The organism is Actinobacillus vicugnae (genome assembly GCF_901687125.1).
GTDB classification, from domain to species: Bacteria; Pseudomonadota; Gammaproteobacteria; order Enterobacterales; family Pasteurellaceae; genus Actinobacillus; species Actinobacillus vicugnae.
Map to the genome: position 1 here is coordinate 37264 of NZ_CABFJY010000002.1, position 21087 is coordinate 58350.

22 protein-coding genes are annotated in these 21087 nt (G+C 41.4%); all 22 read right to left on the minus strand.

Annotated features, from left to right (window positions below; genetic code table 11):
• Nucleotides 1-56: 56 nt before the first annotated feature.
• The 22 genes from rpoB to F8M47_RS00690 all read right to left on the minus strand — a co-directional run bounded on the left by rpoB (nt 57) and on the right by F8M47_RS00690 (nt 21066).
• Complete coding sequence (rpoB, locus tag F8M47_RS00585) at nt 57-4085, minus strand: DNA-directed RNA polymerase subunit beta (RefSeq protein WP_150538280.1); 4029 nt, start codon at nt 4083-4085, stop codon at nt 57-59.
• Nucleotides 4086-4492: 407 nt separating this feature from the next.
• Nucleotides 4493-4861: a 50S ribosomal protein L7/L12 gene (gene rplL, locus F8M47_RS00590; protein WP_015674252.1), complete on the minus strand. Its 369-nt coding sequence runs from the start codon at nt 4859-4861 to the stop codon at nt 4493-4495.
• Nucleotides 4862-4921: 60 nt separating this feature from the next.
• Nucleotides 4922-5413 (minus strand): 50S ribosomal protein L10, encoded by a 492-nt coding sequence (rplJ, locus tag F8M47_RS00595; protein WP_150538281.1) that lies wholly within the window; start codon nt 5411-5413, stop codon nt 4922-4924.
• Nucleotides 5414-5699: 286 nt separating this feature from the next.
• Nucleotides 5700-7982, minus strand: coding sequence for an MMPL family transporter (locus F8M47_RS00600; protein ID WP_150538282.1), 2283 nt, complete (start codon nt 7980-7982; stop codon nt 5700-5702).
• Nucleotides 7983-7991: 9 nt separating this feature from the next.
• On the minus strand, nt 7992-8576 hold the full coding sequence (locus F8M47_RS00605; RefSeq protein WP_150538283.1) for a LolA family protein: 585 nt from the start codon (nt 8574-8576) through the stop codon (nt 7992-7994).
• Nucleotides 8573-9025 carry an acyl-CoA thioesterase gene (locus F8M47_RS00610; protein ID WP_150538284.1) on the minus strand — a complete coding sequence of 151 codons (453 nt, stop codon included), beginning with the start codon at nt 9023-9025 and terminating at the stop codon, nt 8573-8575. The genes F8M47_RS00605 and F8M47_RS00610 overlap by 4 nt, the downstream gene beginning before the upstream one ends.
• A 61-nt stretch (nt 9026-9086) precedes the next feature.
• A complete protein-coding gene (locus F8M47_RS00615) occupies nt 9087-9512 on the minus strand; it encodes an excinuclease ABC subunit A (RefSeq protein WP_150538285.1) in 426 nt (141 codons plus the stop codon).
• A gap of 32 nt (nt 9513-9544) precedes the next feature.
• A complete protein-coding gene (locus tag F8M47_RS00620) occupies nt 9545-10480 on the minus strand; it encodes a lysophospholipid acyltransferase family protein (RefSeq protein ID WP_150538286.1) in 936 nt (311 codons plus the stop codon).
• On the minus strand, nt 10480-11205 hold the full coding sequence (locus F8M47_RS00625) for a glycosyltransferase family 2 protein (RefSeq protein WP_150538287.1): 726 nt from the start codon (nt 11203-11205) through the stop codon (nt 10480-10482). Before F8M47_RS00625 ends, F8M47_RS00620 begins: the two co-directional genes overlap by 1 nt.
• A 2-nt stretch (nt 11206-11207) precedes the next feature.
• Nucleotides 11208-12848, minus strand: a complete 1641-nt coding sequence (locus F8M47_RS00630) for an ApeI family dehydratase (RefSeq protein ID WP_150538288.1) — start codon at nt 12846-12848, stop codon at nt 11208-11210.
• Nucleotides 12849-12852: 4 nt separating this feature from the next.
• Nucleotides 12853-13401, minus strand: coding sequence for a COG4648 family protein (locus F8M47_RS00635; protein WP_150538289.1), 549 nt, complete (start codon nt 13399-13401; stop codon nt 12853-12855).
• Entirely contained in the window at nt 13392-14738 is a 1347-nt protein-coding gene (locus F8M47_RS00640) for an AMP-binding protein (RefSeq protein WP_150538290.1), read from the minus strand. The genes F8M47_RS00635 and F8M47_RS00640 overlap by 10 nt, the downstream gene beginning before the upstream one ends.
• Before the next feature lie 18 nt (nt 14739-14756).
• Nucleotides 14757-15008, minus strand: coding sequence for an acyl carrier protein (locus tag F8M47_RS00645; RefSeq protein WP_150538291.1), 252 nt, complete (start codon nt 15006-15008; stop codon nt 14757-14759).
• A 4-nt stretch (nt 15009-15012) separates the two neighbouring features.
• A complete protein-coding gene (locus F8M47_RS00650) occupies nt 15013-15270 on the minus strand; it encodes a phosphopantetheine-binding protein (RefSeq protein WP_150538292.1) in 258 nt (85 codons plus the stop codon).
• A 9-nt stretch (nt 15271-15279) separates the two neighbouring features.
• Entirely contained in the window at nt 15280-16044 is a 765-nt protein-coding gene (locus F8M47_RS00655; protein WP_150538293.1) for a lysophospholipid acyltransferase family protein, read from the minus strand.
• The gene (locus tag F8M47_RS00660; RefSeq protein ID WP_150538294.1) at nt 16029-16781 is read right to left on the minus strand and encodes a beta-ketoacyl synthase chain length factor; all 753 of its coding nucleotides are present in this window, start codon (nt 16779-16781) and stop codon (nt 16029-16031) included. The genes F8M47_RS00655 and F8M47_RS00660 overlap by 16 nt, the downstream gene beginning before the upstream one ends.
• 6 nt (nt 16782-16787) lie before the next feature.
• On the minus strand, nt 16788-17225 hold the full coding sequence (locus F8M47_RS00665) for a hypothetical protein (RefSeq protein ID WP_150538295.1): 438 nt from the start codon (nt 17223-17225) through the stop codon (nt 16788-16790).
• Between the two features lie 81 nt (nt 17226-17306).
• Nucleotides 17307-17786: a beta-ketoacyl-[acyl-carrier-protein] synthase family protein gene (locus F8M47_RS00670; RefSeq protein WP_150538296.1), complete on the minus strand. Its 480-nt coding sequence runs from the start codon at nt 17784-17786 to the stop codon at nt 17307-17309.
• Entirely contained in the window at nt 17777-18736 is a 960-nt protein-coding gene (locus F8M47_RS00675) for a beta-ketoacyl synthase N-terminal-like domain-containing protein (RefSeq protein WP_150538297.1), read from the minus strand. The genes F8M47_RS00670 and F8M47_RS00675 overlap by 10 nt, the downstream gene beginning before the upstream one ends.
• Complete coding sequence (locus F8M47_RS00680; protein WP_150538298.1) at nt 18736-19020, minus strand: acyl carrier protein; 285 nt, start codon at nt 19018-19020, stop codon at nt 18736-18738. The genes F8M47_RS00675 and F8M47_RS00680 overlap by 1 nt, the downstream gene beginning before the upstream one ends.
• 85 nt (nt 19021-19105) lie before the next feature.
• Nucleotides 19106-20350: an ABC transporter permease gene (locus tag F8M47_RS00685; RefSeq protein WP_150538299.1), complete on the minus strand. Its 1245-nt coding sequence runs from the start codon at nt 20348-20350 to the stop codon at nt 19106-19108.
• On the minus strand, nt 20344-21066 hold the full coding sequence (locus tag F8M47_RS00690; protein WP_150538300.1) for an ABC transporter ATP-binding protein: 723 nt from the start codon (nt 21064-21066) through the stop codon (nt 20344-20346). The genes F8M47_RS00685 and F8M47_RS00690 overlap by 7 nt, the downstream gene beginning before the upstream one ends.
• Nucleotides 21067-21087: the final 21 nt, after the last annotated feature.

Sequence of the window (21087 nt, forward strand, 5' to 3'; positions counted from 1 at the left end):
CAAGCGGTCAAATTTCGCAAAATTTTTACTAAATTCAACCGCTTGAAGGCTGACGACTAGTCTTCGTCTAACTCCATATCGATACCTAAGGCACGAATCTCTTTCAACAATACGTTGAATGACTCTGGCATACCTGGTTCCATTTGGTGTGTGCCATCTACGATGTTTTTATACATCTTCGTACGACCGTTCACGTCATCCGATTTAACTGTTAGCATTTCTTGTAAGGTGTAAGCTGCGCCGTATGCTTCTAATGCCCAAACCTCCATCTCACCGAAACGCTGACCACCGAACTGCGCTTTACCACCAAGTGGTTGCTGAGTAACCAAGCTATAAGAACCTGTTGAACGAGCATGCATTTTGTCATCAACTAAGTGGTTCAATTTGAGCATATACATGTAACCCACTGTTACTGGACGCTCGAATTTCTCACCAGTACGACCGTCAAATAACGTGATTTGACCTGAAGTTGGTAAGCCACCTAATTCTAATAAGCCTTTGATTTCAGCTTCGTGCGCACCGTCAAATACTGGTGTCGCAAGCGGTAAACCTTTACGTAAGTTTTCTGCTAAACGCATCACTTCTTCGTCAGTAAAGGTACTTAAATCAACAACTTGTGAACCGTGACCTAAGTCATACGCTTTTTGGATATATTCACGTAATTTCGCCACTTCTTGTTGCTGTTTGATCATCTTATTAATCTGATCACCGATACCTTTCGCCGCTAAACCTAAGTGGGTTTCTAAGATCTGACCAATGTTCATACGTGAAGGTACGCCCAATGGGTTCAATACGATCTCAACTGGCTGGCCGTTTTCATCGTATGGCATATCTTCAACTGGGTTAATTTTTGAGATAACCCCTTTGTTACCGTGACGACCCGCCATTTTATCACCAGGTTGGATTTGGCGACGAACTGCTAGGTAAACTTTAACCACTTTTAATACGCCAGGCGCTAAATCGTCACCTTGGATGATCTTATTACGTTTAATTTCAAGTTTACGTTCGAATTCCTTACGTAATTCTTCGTGCTGTTCTGCAAGCTGCTCTAATTGATTTTGTTTTGCTTCGTCATCTAAGGTTTGTTCTAACCATTTCTCACGAGAAACTTTATCTAGTTCTGCTTCACTCACACCACCTTCAACTAATAAGTTGCGAACACGAGTAAATAAACCCGCTTCTAAAATCTCTAACTCTTCGGTTAAATCTTTTTTCGCTTCACGAAGTTGCATTTCTTCGATTTCTAAAGCACGTTTATCTTTTTCTACACCATCACGGGTAAATACTTGAACGTCGATAACCGTACCTGAAGTACCGTTTGGTACACGTAATGAAGAATCTTTAACGTCAGACGCTTTCTCACCGAAGATCGCACGTAAAAGTTTTTCTTCTGGTGTTAATTGAGTTTCACCTTTAGGTGTTACTTTACCGACTAAGATGTCGCCACCTTTAACTTCCGCACCCACATACACGATACCTGATTCGTCAAGTTTGCTTAATGCAGACTCACCTACGTTTGGAATATCCGCTGTGATTTCTTCCGCACCAAGTTTAGTATCACGCGCCACACAAGATAATTCTTGAATGTGGATAGTCGTGAAACGGTCTTCTTGTACTACACGCTCAGAAACTAACATTGAGTCTTCGAAGTTATAACCATTCCATGGCATGAATGCCACACGAATATTTTGACCTAATGCTAATTCGCCTAAGTCGGTTGAAGGACCATCCGCTAAGATCTCACCACGTGCTACTGGCTCACCTAAATTCACACAAGGAATTTGGTTGATACAGGTATTTTGGTTTGAACGGGTGTATTTAATTAAGTTATAGATGTCGATACCTGCTTCACCTGGAATCGTTTCATCTTCATTTACTTTCACCACGATACGAGATGCATCAACATATTGGATTGTACCACCACGTTTCGCCACAATCGCCACACCTGAATCAAGTGCGATTGGTTTTTCCATACCCGTACCAACAAGTGGTTTATCCGCGCGTAATGTTGGAACTGCCTGACGTTGCATGTTCGCCCCCATTAACGCACGGTTCGCATCGTCGTGCTCTAAGAATGGGATTAATGCCGCCGCAACAGAAACTACTTGTTGTGTTGAGATATCCATATAATGGATATCTTCTGGTTTATATAAACCTGATTCACCGTGTTCACCACGACAAGTTACGTATGTATCAGTAAAGCGGAAGTTCTCATCTAAGTTTGAGTTCGCCTGAGCGATAACGTAGTTACCTTCTTCAATCGCTGATAAATACTCAATATCTTCAGTCACTTGACCATTTACCACTTTACGGAATGGTGTTTCTAAGAAACCGTAGTTATTGGTACGTGCATACACTGAAAGTGAGTTAATCAAACCGATGTTTGGACCTTCAGGCGTTTCGATTGGACATAATCGACCATAGTGCGTCGGGTGTACGTCTCGAACCTCAAAACCAGCACGTTCACGAGTTAAACCACCTGGACCTAATGCCGAAATACGACGTTTATGGGTAACCTCTGAAAGCGGGTTATTTTGGTCCATAAATTGCGAAAGTTGTGAAGAACCAAAGAATTCTTTCACTGCCGCAGAAATTGGTTTTGCATTGATTAAATCTTGCGGAGTAATACCGTCTAAATCACCTAATGATAAACGCTCACGCACAGCACGTTCTACACGCACTAAACCAATACGGAATTGGTTTTCTGCCATTTCGCCTACAGAACGAATACGACGGTTACCTAAGTGGTCGATATCATCCACTTCACCGCGACCATTACGGATTTCAATTAATTTTTGCATTACGCCGATGATGTCATCGTTACTTAAAATGCCTGAGCCTACACCTTCAGCAAGGTTAAGTGAACGGTTGAACTTCATACGACCTACCGCAGATAAGTCATAACGATCAGCAGAGAAGAACATATTGTCGAATAATGCTTCTGCTGCTTCTTTCGTTGGTGGCTCACCTGGACGCATCATACGATAGATTTCAACTAATGCACTTAAACGGTCATAAGTTGGATCTACACGTAATGTTTCAGAAATATAAGGACCGTGATCTAAATCGTTAGTAAATAACACATCGATCTCTTTGTAACCTGCTTGCGATAATTTCGCTAACATTTCCATTGAGATTTCCATATTTGCTGGGCAAACTACTTCACCTGTTGAAAGATCAATATAATCTTTCGCAGCTACTTTACCTACGATGTACTCTACTGGCACTTCAATTTGTGAAATACCGTCTTTTTCTAAAGTACGAATATGGCGTGCAGTAATACGACGACCACGTTCTACATAAACTTTACCGTTAGCTTCAATATCAAATGCTGCCGTTTCACCACGTAAACGCTCTGGCACCAATGTCATTAATAATTTGTTATCTTGGATTTCAAAGGTTACTTTTTCGAAGAAAATCGAAAGGATTTCTTCTGTGGTGTAGCCTAAAGCACGTAGAATAATCGTTGCTGGTAATTTACGACGACGGTCGATACGTGCGTAAAGGTTGTCTTTCGGGTCAAATTCGAAATCTAACCAAGAACCACGGTAAGGAATAATACGTGCGTTATAAAGCACTTTACCTGAAGAGTGGGTTTTACCTTTGTCAGAATCGAAGAATACGCCTGGACTACGGTGTAACTGAGACACAATTACACGCTCAGTACCGTTGATGACGAATGTACCGTTGTCAGTCATTAATGGGATTTCGCCCATATACACGTTTTGTTCTTTAATGTCTTTTACCGTACCCGCTGCTGCTTCACGGTCAAAAGTCACTAAACGTAATTTTACGCGTAATGGTGCGGCATAGGTTGTACCACGAATTTGACATTCACGCACATCAAAAACAGGCTCACCTAATTCGTAAGAAACGTATTGTAATTCAGTTGCACCATTGTTACTTACAATTGGGAACACTGAACGGAATGCCGCTTCTAAACCTTGTTGTCCTTCTGAATCTCTTTGAATGAATTTTTCAAAAGAATCAAGTTGAATTGTTAATAGATAAGGTACGTTAAGCACTTGTGGACGTTTACCAAAGCTCTTACGAATACGCTTTTTCTCGGAATATGAGTATGCCATTGTTAGATAGCCTTCTGATTTTTTTGGGTTAAGATTACACAATCCGACTTACAGGACCAGCTGGAAGTGGCATTAATTTTACGAAGTGTCATTTTCCATTTGCCTTACTTACAGTCAAAAATCACTACTACAAGCGGTCAAAATGGGGAGGAAATTTGCAAATTTTGCTGATTAAAATGACAAAATCAACAATTGCTTTCAAGCACAAAAGGCTGACGGAATAATCATCGTCAGCCGTAAATGCAAAAATGGTTGGTAATTGTAGCAAATCGATGAAATTTTAACAAGCAAGAACCAAGCAAAAATTTATTATTTCTGAGTATGCTAACTCAGCAAAATGCAAAAACCCCGATGTTTCCATCGGGGTTTTTTATGAACTTGAAGTTCTGGATAAGTTAAATCAAAAATTATTTGATTTCTACTTGTGCACCAGCTTCTTCTAATTCTTTCTTAAGTGCATCAGCTTCAGCTTTAGATATGCCTTCTTTTAATGCTGCTGGTGCAGATTCAACTAAGTCTTTAGCTTCTTTTAAGCCTAAACCAGTTGCACCACGTACTGCTTTGATTACAGCAACTTTGTTTGCACCTGCGTTAGCAAGGATTACGTCGAATTCAGTTTTTTCTTCTGCTGCCGCTGCGCCTGCTGCTGGAGCTGCTGCTACTGCTGCCGCTGCTGAAACACCGAATTTTTCTTCCATCGCTGCGATTAATTCAACGATTTCTGATACTGATTTTGAAGCGATCGCTTCGATTAATTGTTCGTTAGTTAATGACATGACAATCAATTCCTAAAGTAAATAAGTTGTTAAACGAGTTAAGAAGTTTTCTGCAAAGAATTATGCAGCTTCTTGTAATTTGTCGCGTAATGCCGCAAGAGTGCGAACAAGTTTGCCTGCCGCAGCTTCTTTCATTGTGCCCATTAAACGTGCAATTGCTTCTTCGTAAGTTGGTAATGTAGCTAAGAATTCTACATCTTGTACTTTACCTTCAAAGGCTGCACCTTTAAGTTCAAACTCTTTGTTTGCTTTCGCAAATTCAGTGAACAAACGTGCTGCTGCACCTGGATGTTCATGAGAGAATGCGATAAGAGTTGGACCAGTAAACGTATCTTTTAAGCACTCGAATTCTGTGCCTTCAACCGCACGACGTAATAAAGTATTACGTACAACACGCATTGTTACACCAGCTTCACGAGCAGATTTACGTAACTCAGTCATTTTCTCAACTGTAACGCCACGAGAATCCGCAACAACAGCTGAAAGGGCACCTTTGGCAGCTTCGTTTACTTCAGCAACAATCGCTTGTTTGTCTTGAAGATTTAATGCCATTGGTTTTAGCTCCTGATACACTCCACTAAACGTGGAATTTACAAAAAACCTCAAAAAACTCACCGCTTGCATTGCAAGTAGCAATCTTCTGAGCCTAAGGTGTCCAGAAGCAGAAAATTCTGTCTGTTCACCATCTACGTAGGCTAAATTAAGAGATGATTAACATCATTTCACCTACGGTCTTGGACGGGGCTTGATTTGGCAAGCACCATCAATCTTTGCGATTAACGCAAAATAGGTTGCAGATTCTACGCTGATTTTTTAAACGTGTAAAGCGAAATTTGAGCTAACTCGCTGAAAACATTCGCAGTCTCAGCAAAATCAACCCAATACAAATAGCAATACCGAGACTCACACTCAAACCAAAACTCGCGACAGCTGGTGTACTACTCAATGCCAATAAGCAAAATGAGATCATGGTAGTGCTTGCTGCCAATAAAATTGCCGTAATTTTGGTTGCTAATTGTTCATTGGAGTGCTGCATATAAGCGGTGTAATCAATTCCAATTGCCGAAACTAACAACAAGCCAAACATGGTAAATAATGTGATTGGCAAACCGAACCAGCCAAAAATCCCCACCGTTGCAACAATCGCTGCCATTGGAATCGCAAGCATTTGCACCGTTGCTTTACGCCCAAACAAACGCCATAACAATAATCCAGCCAGCACAAAAGAAATTGCCTTCAACCACGCGGCATGATTGCGTGTCTGCTGGAAAGCTTGATTTAAATAGCTTCGTTTATCTTGCCAAAAAATATCCTGATTATTAGCTAACGCTTGCAAAGACTCCGTCGCTGTCGCCTGCTGAATCTTCACGAGAGTTGCTACTTGATTTGCATTGATATTCGCTAAATAAAGCGTTTTCCAAGCTTGTCCCAATGTTGTATTTAACGCTTGTTGCAAAGAAAGTGTTGACTGTGTTTGCAATTGTTGAATCGAATCGCTTATTGCCTTATCAGGCAAACCTAATTCCAGCAACGCTTGATAATCAAGCGGTCGAATTTTTTGTGAAATTTGCATATAAAGTTGTTGCTGTGCTTGCTCAGAGCGAAACCATTGGCTGATAGCTTGATGGGGCTGATTTAACGCACTCAATTGTTGTGAAAGCTGTGCTGTTTTCGCCAATAATTGCTCGTCATTATCTGCCACCACAAGGAAATATTGGCTACCTAAATCAATTCCTGTCAGCTGTGCAATATGTTGTACTTCTTGCAACATCGCTGGGGGCATTGATACCCATTGGCGAATATCGTCCTGCCATTTTGATTGCCACACACCTGCCACTAGCATAGCAACAAGTAATAGTTGCACACTGCGATAAGTGAACCATTTTGGTAATTTAAACCACTCAAGTGAAACACGTGGACGCCGTGCAAAATCAGCCTGTGCAAATATGACAGGCAAAAATAATATAGTAGCTAAAATAGAGGAAACTAACGCCACACCAGAAAAAAGTGCGGTTTGTTTTAGCACAGGTAAATCGGTAAACCACAGCAAACCGTAGCCTAACAAAGTAATCAACAAGCTGATAATAAAAGTCAGCTGGTGATCTTTCATTGCTTGTTCTGCCCGCCATTGTTTAACAGATAATGCCGAGGCAAGCCAATGTAATGGGAAATCAATCAACACCCCAACTAAACTAGTGCCAATCACTAAGGTTAAAAGATGAATTTGCCCTAACGTAAATACGGTTGCTACAATGCCCATACCCATTCCGATAAAAATTGGCATAAATAGCGCAAGTACCCGCCAAGAACGAAATACCAAAAGTAGCAATACCAACGTTAAACCAATTCCTAAGCTACTCATTAACACACTTTCACTTTCTGCCTGCTGTTTAGCCGCTGCTGCAAATAATGCTGAACCCGCTGTTTTAAATTCGGCTTGTAACTGCTCAGCATATTGTCGGTTTTCTGCCAATAGTACGGGAAGCGCTTGGCTTGCATTCAGCATATTTACCTGCTGTAGCTCTGCCCGCAACAACACCCATGTTTTTGCCTGATGTTCGGTAAAAATCATGCTATTTTGCGCATTCCAACGCATATTCGAAAGTTGTTGTGCTTGACTTAATACAAAACGTGCTACCCCCAGCCAATCTTGATCAAGTGGCACTAACTGACTTTGATTAAATGGATTAGCAATTTGCGCCGCATAATCTTGAAAGTAGTGCGCAGGCGAATTTAATAGTTGAGACTGAATATCAGCGGGTAACACTGCCCATTTAAGCTGTTGAATTTCTTGTTGAAGCTGGGGAAGGTTAGGTTCTGTTTTGTCAAAAATTTGCTGAAACAGACCGCTTTTTTGCCATTGTTGACTAATCGCAGACGCAATCGCAAAGGCTTGGTTTGCTTCCGAATGCCCAACCAAAGCGATAATTTGGCGGTTGAGTTGTTGTTCTTGCCAGCGGTCGGCTTCAATTTGGACTGCTGACCATTGTTGCGTTTGTGGTAAAAGCGAACGCAAATCTGTTTCAAACCAATTGGAATGGAGTTTCTGTAGGCTAAATAAGGCGAAAGCGCCCAATAAAAAGACCGCATATAAAATGCGGTAAGCGATCATTTTTTTCATTATTTTTACCTATGGCAAAGCACTACGCACATCGTTGGCAAGAGGCTGATTTACTTGGTGTTGATGAAATTGAATCAAAGTGCGGTCGCCCTGTTTCTCTTTTAATTCAATAGCATTAACTACGCTCCCCCCCTGTAAAGTAATTTGCTCAAAAATTTGTTTCATTAATAAGCTATTTGGTTGTAATGCTAAGTGCCAATCCGTCGCAGAGCCTGTCAGAGTGAGATCAAATTGGTTCGATAATGCTGAAATATCGCCACTTAACAAACCTAAAAATAACTGAATTTGCTCTGCTTGGCCTACATTACTACTTGCCACCCAGCGCATGCCGTTCCATTGCGAAATTCCTTGCTCGGTCACTTTCATTTGGCTGGCAAACGGTTTTTCCATTTGCCACAACAACCCTTTGTGTGCCACTAGTGCAAACTTACCTGTTGCGACAATCGGCTTGGCTAACGCTTTTAAAAAGCGCTGTTGGGTAAAATCGCCTTGTACAGATTGTGGTTTTTGTAGTTGTTGAATCAGCTCTGCTTGCGAAAATCCCCAACTTAGTGGGCTAAAGAACGCTAAACATAACAGCAGGTATTTTTTCATTTTTGTCCCTCAACAAGCGGTTGAAAATGCGGAAAATTTTGCACCGCATTGCGCCATGATAATGGTGTTTCAAATTGTGTTTCACGGCTGGCAATTTCAATTACCATTTGTGTGGTTGAGCCTTTGGTGAGCTTTTCACTCGTAGTGGCATCAACAATCAGATAATCAAATCGAATACAGCTTTCATATTCAATTAATGCGAGTTCTACCCGAATTTTTTGACGGAACAGTGCAGGTTTTACGTATTTCAAATCCAACGCAACAATCGGATAAGCATAGCCATGTTCCCGCATCACATCATAGGTGTAGCCAATTTCTTCTAAAAATGCACAACGTGCCATTTCCAGATACTTCACATAATGACCATGCCACATAATGTTCATCGAATCCACATCAAAAAATTGGATTTCATACTCCGACTGATGTAGACAATAAATATGTTTTTTCATTCTCATGCTAAAAATAAAGCGGTAAGTTTTTGATTAAAAATTACCGCTTATTCTACAAAAATTATTTTACAATGTCGCCTTTTAACGCCACACCACTTATTAAGTTACCTGCGTGGCACTCATATTGGGTTGCGCTCTTAAACTCTTTTTTCTTGTAGTAACTCACTAAGTTACCCACTTTCGTTGCGCCCTCTCTTTCTGCACGCTCTTGGAATTTTTTCACTGCAGATAAGAATGCCCAACGGCAAGAGTCTGCATCTGATTTATTTGCAGCATTAGTTTTTGGATTGGTTGTGATACCTTTGCGGATCACCTTACCTGGCGCTGGTTTTGCAAAGTACAATTTAATATTTGGATTAAGCACTTCTTTTGCTTCTGCTGAATTAAGCGCCTCCTGAATAGATAAATGGTGAGTAGTATTACGTGGCGCACAAGCTGCCATAATTAATGCAACACCGATCACCCCTGCTGTTTTTACGAGTTTCATATTGTTCTCCTCTCTGAACCTTATTATGTAAGCTATTTTTGTTGCCAAAAATCGTAGAAATTAAACCATAAATGCGGATATTTTGCACATTCACTTGCTAATAAATCTGCATAGTTTTGCATGGCTTGCTGAATATTTTGCTGACGTAGCGCACCACGTCCTTGAATAGGAGGCGAAAAATGACGCAGTTTTAAGCGATATTTACCATTTTCTTTTAAGCTAAAAATGCTATTAATCGGCGCTTTCAACAAGCTCGCTAATAACCATGCACCTTCTGGAAATTCTGCGTTTTTGCCTAAAAAATTGACCGCTTGTGTTTTATCGCCTCGCACAGGAACACGATCAGCCGCAATGGCGATCCACTCCCCACGTTCAATCCGCTCACTTAATTCCAGCATTTTTGGTACATCCAATTCTTCTACTTGAATAAGAGGCAATTCATCTGCACCCGCTGCAACCAGTGCTTGATTAAACGCTTCTGCGTGTTTGCTATGCACCAATGCATTTAATTTAAAGTTAGGATGATGCCCGTTATTCAATAATGCTCGGCAAATTTCAATATTGCCAAAATGAGAACAAACTAAAATTTGCCCTCGTCCGCCTGCATCAATTTCCGCATACAAATTTTCACTGTCATCAATAATTAAATCCGCATAATCAATCTGGTGTTGCCATACCGCAAAACGGTCGGTAATCGCTTCGCCAAACGCCAGAAATTGGCGGAAAACGGGCGCTTTTTTTAAGCGCACTTGCGGGAAACAAGCGGTCAAATTTTGCTGATATTCCGCAATGTAACCCCGTGCTTTTTTTGAGGTGACATAAAAATATAGCACTACCCAAAAAGTAAACAAGCGAATTAACCATAGTGGGCAATATTGCACGATCAGCCGAGTAAGGCTGAGAAAAAATTGCGTACCTCGCTCTTTTTGATTTGCCCAATGGTGCTGGTTTTGCGTTGGTGTTGTCATTAAAATTTTCCTGTCAGCACTCGTCCTAACATACCGAAAAAAAGCCGTGCGTGCATTTTGCTAATAAGCCAATTATCTGCCCAACCACGGAAATGCGATACGCCACCTGCTTCATATTTTACAGGGGTATCCACCCACACCAGCGGTATTTTTCGCCATTGGCAATGTATGAGGATTTCAATATCAAAATCCATTCTATCGCCTAATTTTTCTTGATTAAGAATAGGAACGACGGTCGCCAACGGGTATAAACGAAAACCGCACATACCATCTTCCACCTTGAGTGATAAGGTGTTGATCGCAATCCAAAAATTGGTAATTTTACGTCCATATAAACGAGCTTTCGGTGCATCATCGCCATAAATCGGTTTACCACAAATCAAAGCGGTCGGATTTTGGCGAGATTTTACCAACATCGTTTCAATATCAGCTAAATGATGCTGCCCGTCCGCATCCACTTGCACAGCGTGGCTAAATCCCTGTTCAAACGCCCATTGTAGTCCTGTTTTTACCGCCGCCCCTTTACCGCCATTTTGCGCACGCAAAACAACCGTGATATACAAACGTTGTGCAATTTGTGCAAGTTGCTGGCGTTGTTCAGCGGTTGAGCCGTCGTCCACCACCAACACGGGTAAATCAAATGCTAATAACTGTTTGATCACCGCTTCGATCTTGTTGGCATGATTATAATGAGGAATCAATGCAATAACGTTGTGTGCTGTCATCGTTATGCCTCGCTTTTTTTCTCAATAATTAGACCGCTTGCACAAATTTCGCCATTACTTTTAAGTTGAAATTTTATGCGTTGTTTTAGGCTATCCCAACTGAGTGTAAGTGTGATTTCATCATTCGGACGTAAAAACTGTTGGAATTTCAGATTATCCACTCGCTCAATCTCAATTTCTCGTTTTAATAAGTTGGGCACTTGCTCTGTAACCCATTGTAATTCTACTACCCCTGGCACCAACGGAAAGTTTGCAAAATGCCCTTTGAAATAATGTAAATCTAGTGGTACTTTACCTATTAATTCAAGTTGATCAGCTTGTTCATTGCGAGCCAGCCAAATAGGGTCAGTAACTTGTTGTTGGCACACAGACTCAAAATCTTGGCGGGAGATTTTTGATTGTGCATTGCGTGGCAATTGATCAGTTAAACGCCAGTAACGTGGCAAAGCAAATTTTTCTTGAGTAGTCATCAGGGATTTTTTCAGCTGTTCGGTTAAATATTTACGTCCATTCTCACGCAAACATTCAATCCCCTGTTCACTTAACGCCAACCACGCCACCGCACGTTGCTGTTGTGGATGTTGTGCCACATAAGCATCTGCCACCCACGAGTGCCTTAATAAATCCTGTTCAATTTTCACTAATGACACTCTTTTATCACCTAATTTCACAATGCGATCTAAACGCCCTAACAAAGTAAAACCGTCCGCAAAACATTCAATCGCATCTGCGGTTTGTTCACGCCCCTGAGTACGACTCGATTCAACCCATAATGCACCTTGTTCATTCATACCAAACTGCACATCTTGTAATGGTTGCCAATGTTGATAAGGCTGACGAAAAGCGATACAGCCTGTTTCGGTACTGCCATACCCTTCCAACACAGGACAATTTATAGCGGTTTGAATCTGCTGTGCCAATTGCTCATCTAAAGCACCACCCGATGAAATAATACCCGCTACATGTTGTTGCGCTAAATTAGGCAAATTCAGATTTAAACGAGAAAGTAACGCAGGACTGGTGATCCACAAAGATTGCTGGCTTTGTTTACTTTCTGCTAATAAATATTCAGGGTAAACCAATTGCTCACGCCCGATTGTCCAAGCACTGCCTTGCAAGCAATGCCATAATGGAATTAACACTCGATAGGTTAAACCATAAAAATGTTGCACACTCACACTACCAATAACGTGAGTAGCATGTTGTTGGAACGGTAAAAACTTGCCAACTTCGATTGCCTCTTGCCATAAAAGTGCGGCGGTTTTTTTCAGAATTTTTGCCTCACCACTGCTACCTGATGTTTTTAGCCAAACCTCTGTTTGGCATTGCCAATCCACAAGCGGTGCAAAATCCGTCACATTTTGCAAATGTCCGTAATGTTGAAACTGTTCATCATTCAACAAAAAATCCGTATTTTGTTGTAGCCATTGCTGATTTTCTGGCAATAAATTCGGTGGTAATAATACTTTTACATCGGCACGAAAGCAGGCTAGTAGCACACAAGCAAATTGTGCAGCATCTTCTAACCACAAACCAACCGCTTTCAGCTTATCTTGCTGAAATTGTTGTGCAATTTGTGCCACACGATGAAAAAAATCATCACTCTGCCAAACGGGATTTAATGCAATAGGATTCTTGTTCATAAAATTACACTGTTTTATTCTGTTTTGGGCGAATTAGCCACTCACCAGCCATCACCACGCCCATGAGGATATAAGCAATCACGCCCGTGTAAAGTGCCCAAGCTTCAAGCCAATTAAGACTAATCAAAGACACCGTTACCACAATATTAAAGATAAATAAGGCGCACCAAACTTGCGTGACTTTACGAGTATAAAGTACTGCTTCAGCAGGTAGATTTGGATCTTGTAAGCGGGCAAATTTTTCAATAATGGTCTGTTTCGCCCACAAGCTACCACCAAAAATACTTAGCATAAAGACATTGATTGCCACAGGATACCAGTACATCCACGCCAAGCCACGATTTAACCCAACAAGGCTTAGCATTATCGCCATCAAAAAGGCAAAAATTCGCTGAAATTTGACTGCCTGATATCCCTGATACAACCACAAAAATGCCAAGCCAAACGGGAGATAAGTCAATACTTGCATCTCAGGTCTGAGCCACCATAACAACGGATAAGCAATACTCAATGCACTGAGCAAAACACGCATCATAATCTGAATTAATCGCATGACGACTTACCAAAGTGGTCGAACTGTTCCGCCAAACAAATTTGTTCAAATAAAGTTTTGCTGATTTTGGATTGGCTGTTACGAGGTAGTTTATCGGTAAAGCGCCAAAAACGCGGTAACGCCACTTTGTCTTGCGTAAGCGCAAGATGCTGTTTGAGCTCTACCACCAACGTTTTACGATTTTGCTGATAAAGCGCCAAACCTTGTGCCGATAATGCCACCCAAGCCACCAAGCGATTGTGTAGCGGATGTTTGCCGAGGTAACAATCTGCCACTGCACAATGCAACAGTAAATTTTGCTCAATACTAGCTAGCGAAATACGTTTGTCGCCCAATTTAAGAATGCGATCAATTCGCCCTAAAATGCTGAAACCTTGCTCACAAAATTCCACCACATCTTCACATTGTTCACGCCCAACAAGCCAATCGGCTTCAATCCAAAGTGCGGAGCGTTCATCAGTTCCGACACGGGCATTTGGCATAGGTTGCCAAAGTTGTGAGCCTTGCTTAAAAGCAATCGCCCCTGCCTCCGTTGTGCCATAGAAATCGGTCACATAAAAACCTGTAGCGGTAAAAATCTCCATAGCAACCGTGCTAGATAACATACCGCCCGCCGAAACAATTTGGCTTAACGAAGGAAAGGCTAAGCGTTGCCAATCAATACTCGCCAGCATGGTTGGGCTACTGATCAATACCGTTTTTTCTGCTTGTATACAGGCTTGTGCCACATTTTCAGGGAAGAATTGTTGTTTACGGCCAATCTGCCAACCTAACACCAATGGCATCATAATTTGGCAAATTAGCCCATATAAATGCTGAATGCTGACCGTACAAACGGCGCTGATATGGTTGCCTGATTCAAACCCAAAAGCATCTGCACATACCTGTGCATTGCGCCACAATTGCCCTGCAGTCTTCACAATTGTTTTGGGTTGCCCCGTACTACCCGAGGTTTTCAACAAAAATTCAGTATCCATATTGAATGCAGTAAGCGGTCGATTTTGCTCAATTTTTTGCAAGTCGATCTGACTGCCAAATTGGTCAAACTGAAACACATTTGCCACGTTAATTGGCACATCAGCGAGCCAAATATCCGCAAGCTGATTCGCCCAGCTTACGCTTTCTTCAGTAAAATTTGGTAGGAATAAGGTACGAACATTGGCGTGCCAACAAGCTAACAGCGTGCAAGCCAGTTTTGCGCCGTCTTCAAACCAAAGCGCAACCGTTTTAATTTGTTGCTGTTGAAGAACTGTTGCAATCTGCCATACACGCTGTTCAAAATCGGCATAATACCAAGTGGGATGTTGAGCGATAAGCTCTGTCGATGAATAATTCATTCGGGAATGCGTGAAATGTTATTCAGCTTTTTGGCTAATTTTAAGCACCGCTTGTACCACATCAGCTACAGTGCGTACATTGCGGAAATCTTCCGCTTGTAATTTATGCCCTGTTTCACGTTTGATATGATCAATTAAATCGATCGCATCAATGCTATCAATTTCTAAATCTTCATATAAATTGGTTTCTGGCGTAATGCTTTTTGGATCAACTTCAAAAAGGGTTTCTAACGCTTCCACCAATAACGCTTGAATTTCTTGTTCAGTCATTGCTTTACCCCTTAATTGAACGAATAAATGCTGCTAACGTTGCAACGCTTTCAAAATGATTGCGTAAGTTCTGTTTTTCGCTATCTAATTGTAAACCAAATGTTTTTTGTACGGCTAAGCCTAGCTCAAGCGCATCCACAGAATCTAAACCTAACCCTTCATCACCGAAAAGAGGCGCATCTGTATCAATATCTTCTACGCTCATATCTTCCAGACTAAGACTGTCGATAATTAATTGTTTTAACTGAAGTTCAAGTTCCATTTTCTGTCCTTAAATTGCATAAGTATGTGAATTAAATAAATCTTCTAATTGTTTTTTTAAACGGCGAGAAGCAATTGGAAGTGGCTTCTCCGCCAATAATGCTTGTGGGTCAATATCTTCTGCCACAGTTAATTCATAACGAATCTTTTGTGCAGAAATTTTATACCAAGCTTGCCCTTTTTTTAGGTTCGGCGGCGACATTTTGATGATAATCGGCGTAATCACTTTTGCACTGCGCAACCCAATTGAAACCGCACCACGATGTAAATTTACCACGCCATCCCAGCCCGTACGAGTGCCTTCTGGAAATAATAGCAATGCCTCTTGTTGCAAAATTTGATGGCTTTTTTCTAACACTTCTTCGCTTTCTGAATTAGGTAAAAAACCACAAGCAATTATCGGATCGGTCATCACAGGATTTTTTAGCAAATCCTTTTTGACAATGCAGTTCAAACGGCTTTCTTTAGAAAGAATAAGTACCACATCTAACAAAGACGGGTGATTTGCCACTACTAATTGCCCAGTACGCCCCAAGCGTTCAAAGCCTCGATATTCAACTTCAAGCACGCCCGCCCAAATAAGATATTTAATAAAAAACGCCCAAATTTTGCCAACTGATTGACGAGCTTGTAAAAAATGCGAAAAATCGCCGTTTTTTACCCGCTTAACATAAGGTGCAAGCACCAATTTGTAACTGATTCCTAGCACACCAAACAGGATAAAACCAAACATTGTGCCGATAAAGCGACGCAACCAGTTTAATTTTTCTGCCATTGCCACACCTTGTCATTTGTACTGTTAGTTTGCCATGTCTTGCTTTGCAAATATTGATGCTGCACCCAAGCGAGTGCATTATCTTTTGCTAAAAGTACAGTCGAATTTTCACTCTTTTTTGCACTCAATCGCAACTGATATTGCGAACCTTTACTGACCACTAACGCAAGGGCATAAGCAAAAGGTTGACGTTCAATCGGCTGGGCATTATAGCTTTCTAATAACGGGCTTTCTGCCACCACTACCAACACTTTTTCCGCACCGTCATTTAGCAATAAATACGCTTCTAACAATGCAGACTCTAAGTTATCTTTTGATGCGGTGATCGAAATAGTCTCTGTGGTGACCTGACGAAATTCCGACCATTGCCCTACCAACGCATTGTGCACTGACAAGCTAAATGAAGTAGGCGAAACATCACCCTCTTGCAAAAGCGTATGCCATAAACCAAAACTGCGGTTAATTTCACTATTATTTGAAGCAAATACCACTGGTACATTTGCTTGTTCAACGGGTAATAATTCCCATGCAGCTTCAAAAAATAGCCGTGCAGAATCGCTTAAACGACGGCGTTTCATAGGCGGTAAAAATGCTAATTTGGGTGCAAAATCTTGCCAATTTTTAGCATTTTCTGCCCAATGTGCTTCGCCTAACTGCCAATCAGACGTAGAAAGTTGCTTATTCGCAACCACATTCCACGCTTCAATATTTAATGAAAATTCACAATGCGTTGTCATAGGAAATTAATAATTTTTGAAGAGTTCTGCCACAATGCGGTCGGTTTGACCTTGCACTCCGTTAGATTTTGATGCTCTTTGTTCTTCACGGCTACGTTGTTTATATACGACTTCACCAATTTCATCATAATTAGAACCATCTAATTCACTTACTCTAACGGTTGCACGTAATACTAAGGCATTACGTGCATTTAGCGCATAGCTAAGCATATATTTACATGACTCATGTGGTACTTTGTTAATATGTACCTCGCTTGCAATACCTTTAGTATTCAAACTTTTCACAAGACTTGGCACAAAAGAGCTTAAGCGAGGATTTGCAGATTCTTTAATACAAATTTTGGTTAAATCTTCACGTTTTTCTACTGCATCCGTTGTTGGGAAATTATTGGTACAAGCAGTTAAAGCAAATAATGAGCATGCGGCTAATACGAGTTTTTTCATGAAAATTCCTTTAAAATATAATAAAAATCATCTCATTCTACACGAAATCTGACCTTCTACCAATATAACAACGAGCGCCAATCAGCCCTTTACAATCCACCAAATACTTTCATCTCGTTGACTCATTTGATAGCGTTCAAACACCCAACCAATCAATGCGGTTTGTTGAGGGGCTAAATCTAATTCCGCTAATGTAAACAACTTCTCTAACTCATTTTTTTGCATGGCGAGAAATAGGCTTTCGCCTTGAATATTTAAAGTTTGCGCAATTTGAAACACCGCGGCATTATTAATATTTGCCATAAAATCCAGCGGGCTAGGTAATTGTTGTTCGGTTAAGTTTTCAAACATTTTTTGGAATTTGGTGGGCGAATTAAAGCTAGAAGCTAAATAAATCGCACTTCCCGCATGAAGATACTCACGAAACTGCAAAGCGCCCAATAATGCCAATTGGGTAAAACGGCTTAACCGACGAGCCTCCACACCTTGCTCTTTTAAACGCTGGCGCAAACTTTTATCATCTAACTGTTCGGTTAATTGAAATTTTGCGATTACTTCCATTGCAACAGCCACCCTATATTACTTCCGCCAAAACCAAGAAAATAATTCAACACCAGAAACGGTCTACTTCCGCTATTTTTTTGCAAATATTCCAGTAACCATGCGGTTTCCAATGCGCCACTTGCACCAAGTGTATGTCCCAATTCTTGTTTCGGAAACAATAGCGGCCGATTTGGCAATACCTTTTGCAAAAGGGCTTGTTCCGTTTCATCAAACTCGCTTCCGACAAAATGCGCTTTTACCGCCTGAATTTCGGCTGGCAAGCGGTCGGATTTTTGCAAAATTTTACTGATCAACGACGCTAAAGCCGTTTCGCTATTGTTGGTTAAACTTTCGTGATCGGTGAGGCTTGCTACACCTAAGATCTGGCAATCTGACGGCTGATTACTTAACGCTACGCAGCCGATTCCTTCGCCTAACACAATGCCTTTTTCATTTGCATTTTGTGCCAATAGTCCCATTGCCTGAAAATGCTCAAAGGTTAAACGATTAAACATTTCAAAGCCTACCACCAACGCTCTGTCACACTTGCCCTGTTCAATCATTTTCACTGCATAGCCGATCGCCTGAGCTGATGAAGTGCAAGAAGTCGCAAAATTAAATAACTTTGCGCCATATTTTTGCTGAAGATGATTGCCAATTACGGCAAGATTTGGCTCGCTCGGTAAAGTTTGTTGGTGTGCAACACGATACTCACAATCAGCAATCGTATAAGCCGTCGAACCCAATAAAATTGGTATTCCCGCTAATTCTGTAATTTCCCATCCTGCTTGCAAAACGCATTGTTCGATCTGCCGTTCAAGCAAGATATATAATTGTTCGAGATTTAGACATTGCTGTTCAAAAGCCGAAAAATAGGGCAATTCTACCGATTGCCCTAATTGCAGTGCGGTACGACTCTTGCAAATGTCTGCTGAAATTCGGCCGCTTGCATTAATATACACCGTCATTATTGATGTTCCGTTCGAATAAATTGCGCTAAATCCGCCACACACATCATATATTTGCGCACCATGCGATCGCCTTGTAAACGCACTTTAAAATGCGCCTGCAACGCCACTGCAATTTGTAATGCATCCAGTGAATCCAGCTGAATACGGCTTTGATTGCCAAACAGTGGTTCGTTATTATCAATGTCTTCAGGCAAAAAATCGTCTTTCTCCGATTCTTGCACAATGAGTTTTTTAAGTTCTAATTCAAGTAAATTGGGTTCAAGGGTAAATTGGTATTTCATTTTTATCCGTAGGGGCAGATCCTGTGCCTGCCCTAAAATTAAAATATTGAGAGAAAACGGACGGGCACAGGACCCGTCCCTACAATCAAAACCGCACCTGCTTTTTCAGTTGTTGGTGATAAACCACTGCCGCAAGCACAATCATCAATACTCCGAAAGCGGTCAATTTCGCCAAATAATTTGCAATTTGCGTGAGATCGTATTGATTCAACAACAGGTTTTGAAAAGCACTTAACGCCCAACCCATTGGCGAAAATTCAGCAATGGTTTGCATAATCTCGGGCATTACATAGGTCGGCACCATAATGCCACCGATTGCCGCCATAATGATAATGCCACCACCACCCAACACCACCGCGTGTTCAGTAGTGCGCGCAATCACGCTTACCAACAAACCATAACCCAACGCTGAAAGACTAACCGCAGCCGCCAGTACAGCGTAATGCCACCATTCGCCTGTAAGTGAAAAGGCAGGCATATCAAGACGTGGCAACACCAAATAGCCGAGTGCAATCATTCCGACAAATTGTAACTGGTTGATTAAAAAATAGGGGATCAGCTTCGCCACAATTAATTTAAACGCCGAGGCACGCGCCATTCTAAGCCGTGTGATCGTGTTAGTTTGTCGCTCCATTGCCATTACATTTGAGAGCGGAATCATAATGAAGAACATACCAAAAATCAGCCACGCAGGCACACTATGCTGTACGGAATTCGGTTTGCTGACTTCCTTACCTTGTCGATTCAGATAAATTTCCTGCCATAATTCTTTTGCAAGATAGCCATTAATTTCCGCGAATTTTTTATCTAAGTCCTCATTTACTTTTTTCTCTATCTGTTTGATTTGTTTGCGTTTATTGTTCTCAAGCGTGATATGATTATCGGCAAGATAGCTCTCAATCCGCTCACGGCTGTAATGCTTTTGCAAAATACCTTTCACACCTAACAGCCAACCACGATCGACACTCGGATTGAGCCAAAGTTGTAGTGGGTTTTCGTCGGTCAAAGCGGTCGTTTTTACATTAAAATTTGCAATAATCAGCTCAAATTTACCCGCTTGTAATTCTGCTTGATAATCAGAAAGCTGGGAAATATCCGCTTGTTGCACCGCTAAATTTTCATTTTTTAGCGCCTCAAAAAATGCTGTATTCAGCGGATTATCCGCCTCACCCAACAACACAATTTCCGCCTTGTGACTCAGCTCGTTATCGTTACTCAACGCCGCCGACATAATCAACATAAATAAAATCGGCATAAAAAACAGCACTGCCACACCGTGCAGGTCGCGACTTAATAGCCGCAGTTCTTTCAAAATCGAAGCAATTAGCACGGGTTTCCTACCTGTTTATCCAAAAAGTCCAAATAAAATTTCTCAAGCGGTTGATTTCCAATGATTTCTTGCAACTCGCCTTGATAAATTAACTGCCCTTCGTTTAACAACACCAATTGCGAACAAAGTTGCTCAATTTCCTGCAAATAGTGCGAGGTGTAAATCACCGTTACGCCTTGCTTTGTCAGCTCTGCCACGCTGTTTAAAATAAATTGGCGAGACTGTGGATCGATCCCGACTGTGATTTCATCCAAGAAAATCACCTTCGGATGATTAATTAATCCAATCGCAAAATTCAAACGGCGTTTTAACCCGCCTGATAAATGCTTCGCCAGCTTGGATTTATGCGCCGTTAATCCCGTTTTTTCCAGCAATTCAGCAAGCCAATTTTTATCGGTAACCTCATAAAGTGCGGCGAAAAATTTCAGATTTTCCCACACGGTCAAAAGCGGATAAAAGGCAAAATCTTGCGGCACCAAAGAAATTTGATGACGTTGCTGCTTCGTCAATTTCTCAAACGGCACGCCATCAAACAAAATCTCGCCTTGCTGCACCGTTTGCAACCCAGTCAAAAGCGACATCAACGTCGTCTTCCCCGCCCCATTCGGACCAAGTAAACCAACGGCGGAACCTTGTTTGATTTCTAGGTTGATATTTTGCAAAGCAGATATTTGAGCGTTGGGGTAGTGGTGGTTTAGGTTGGTTATTTTAATCATCTATCTTCCGTAGGGGCGGGT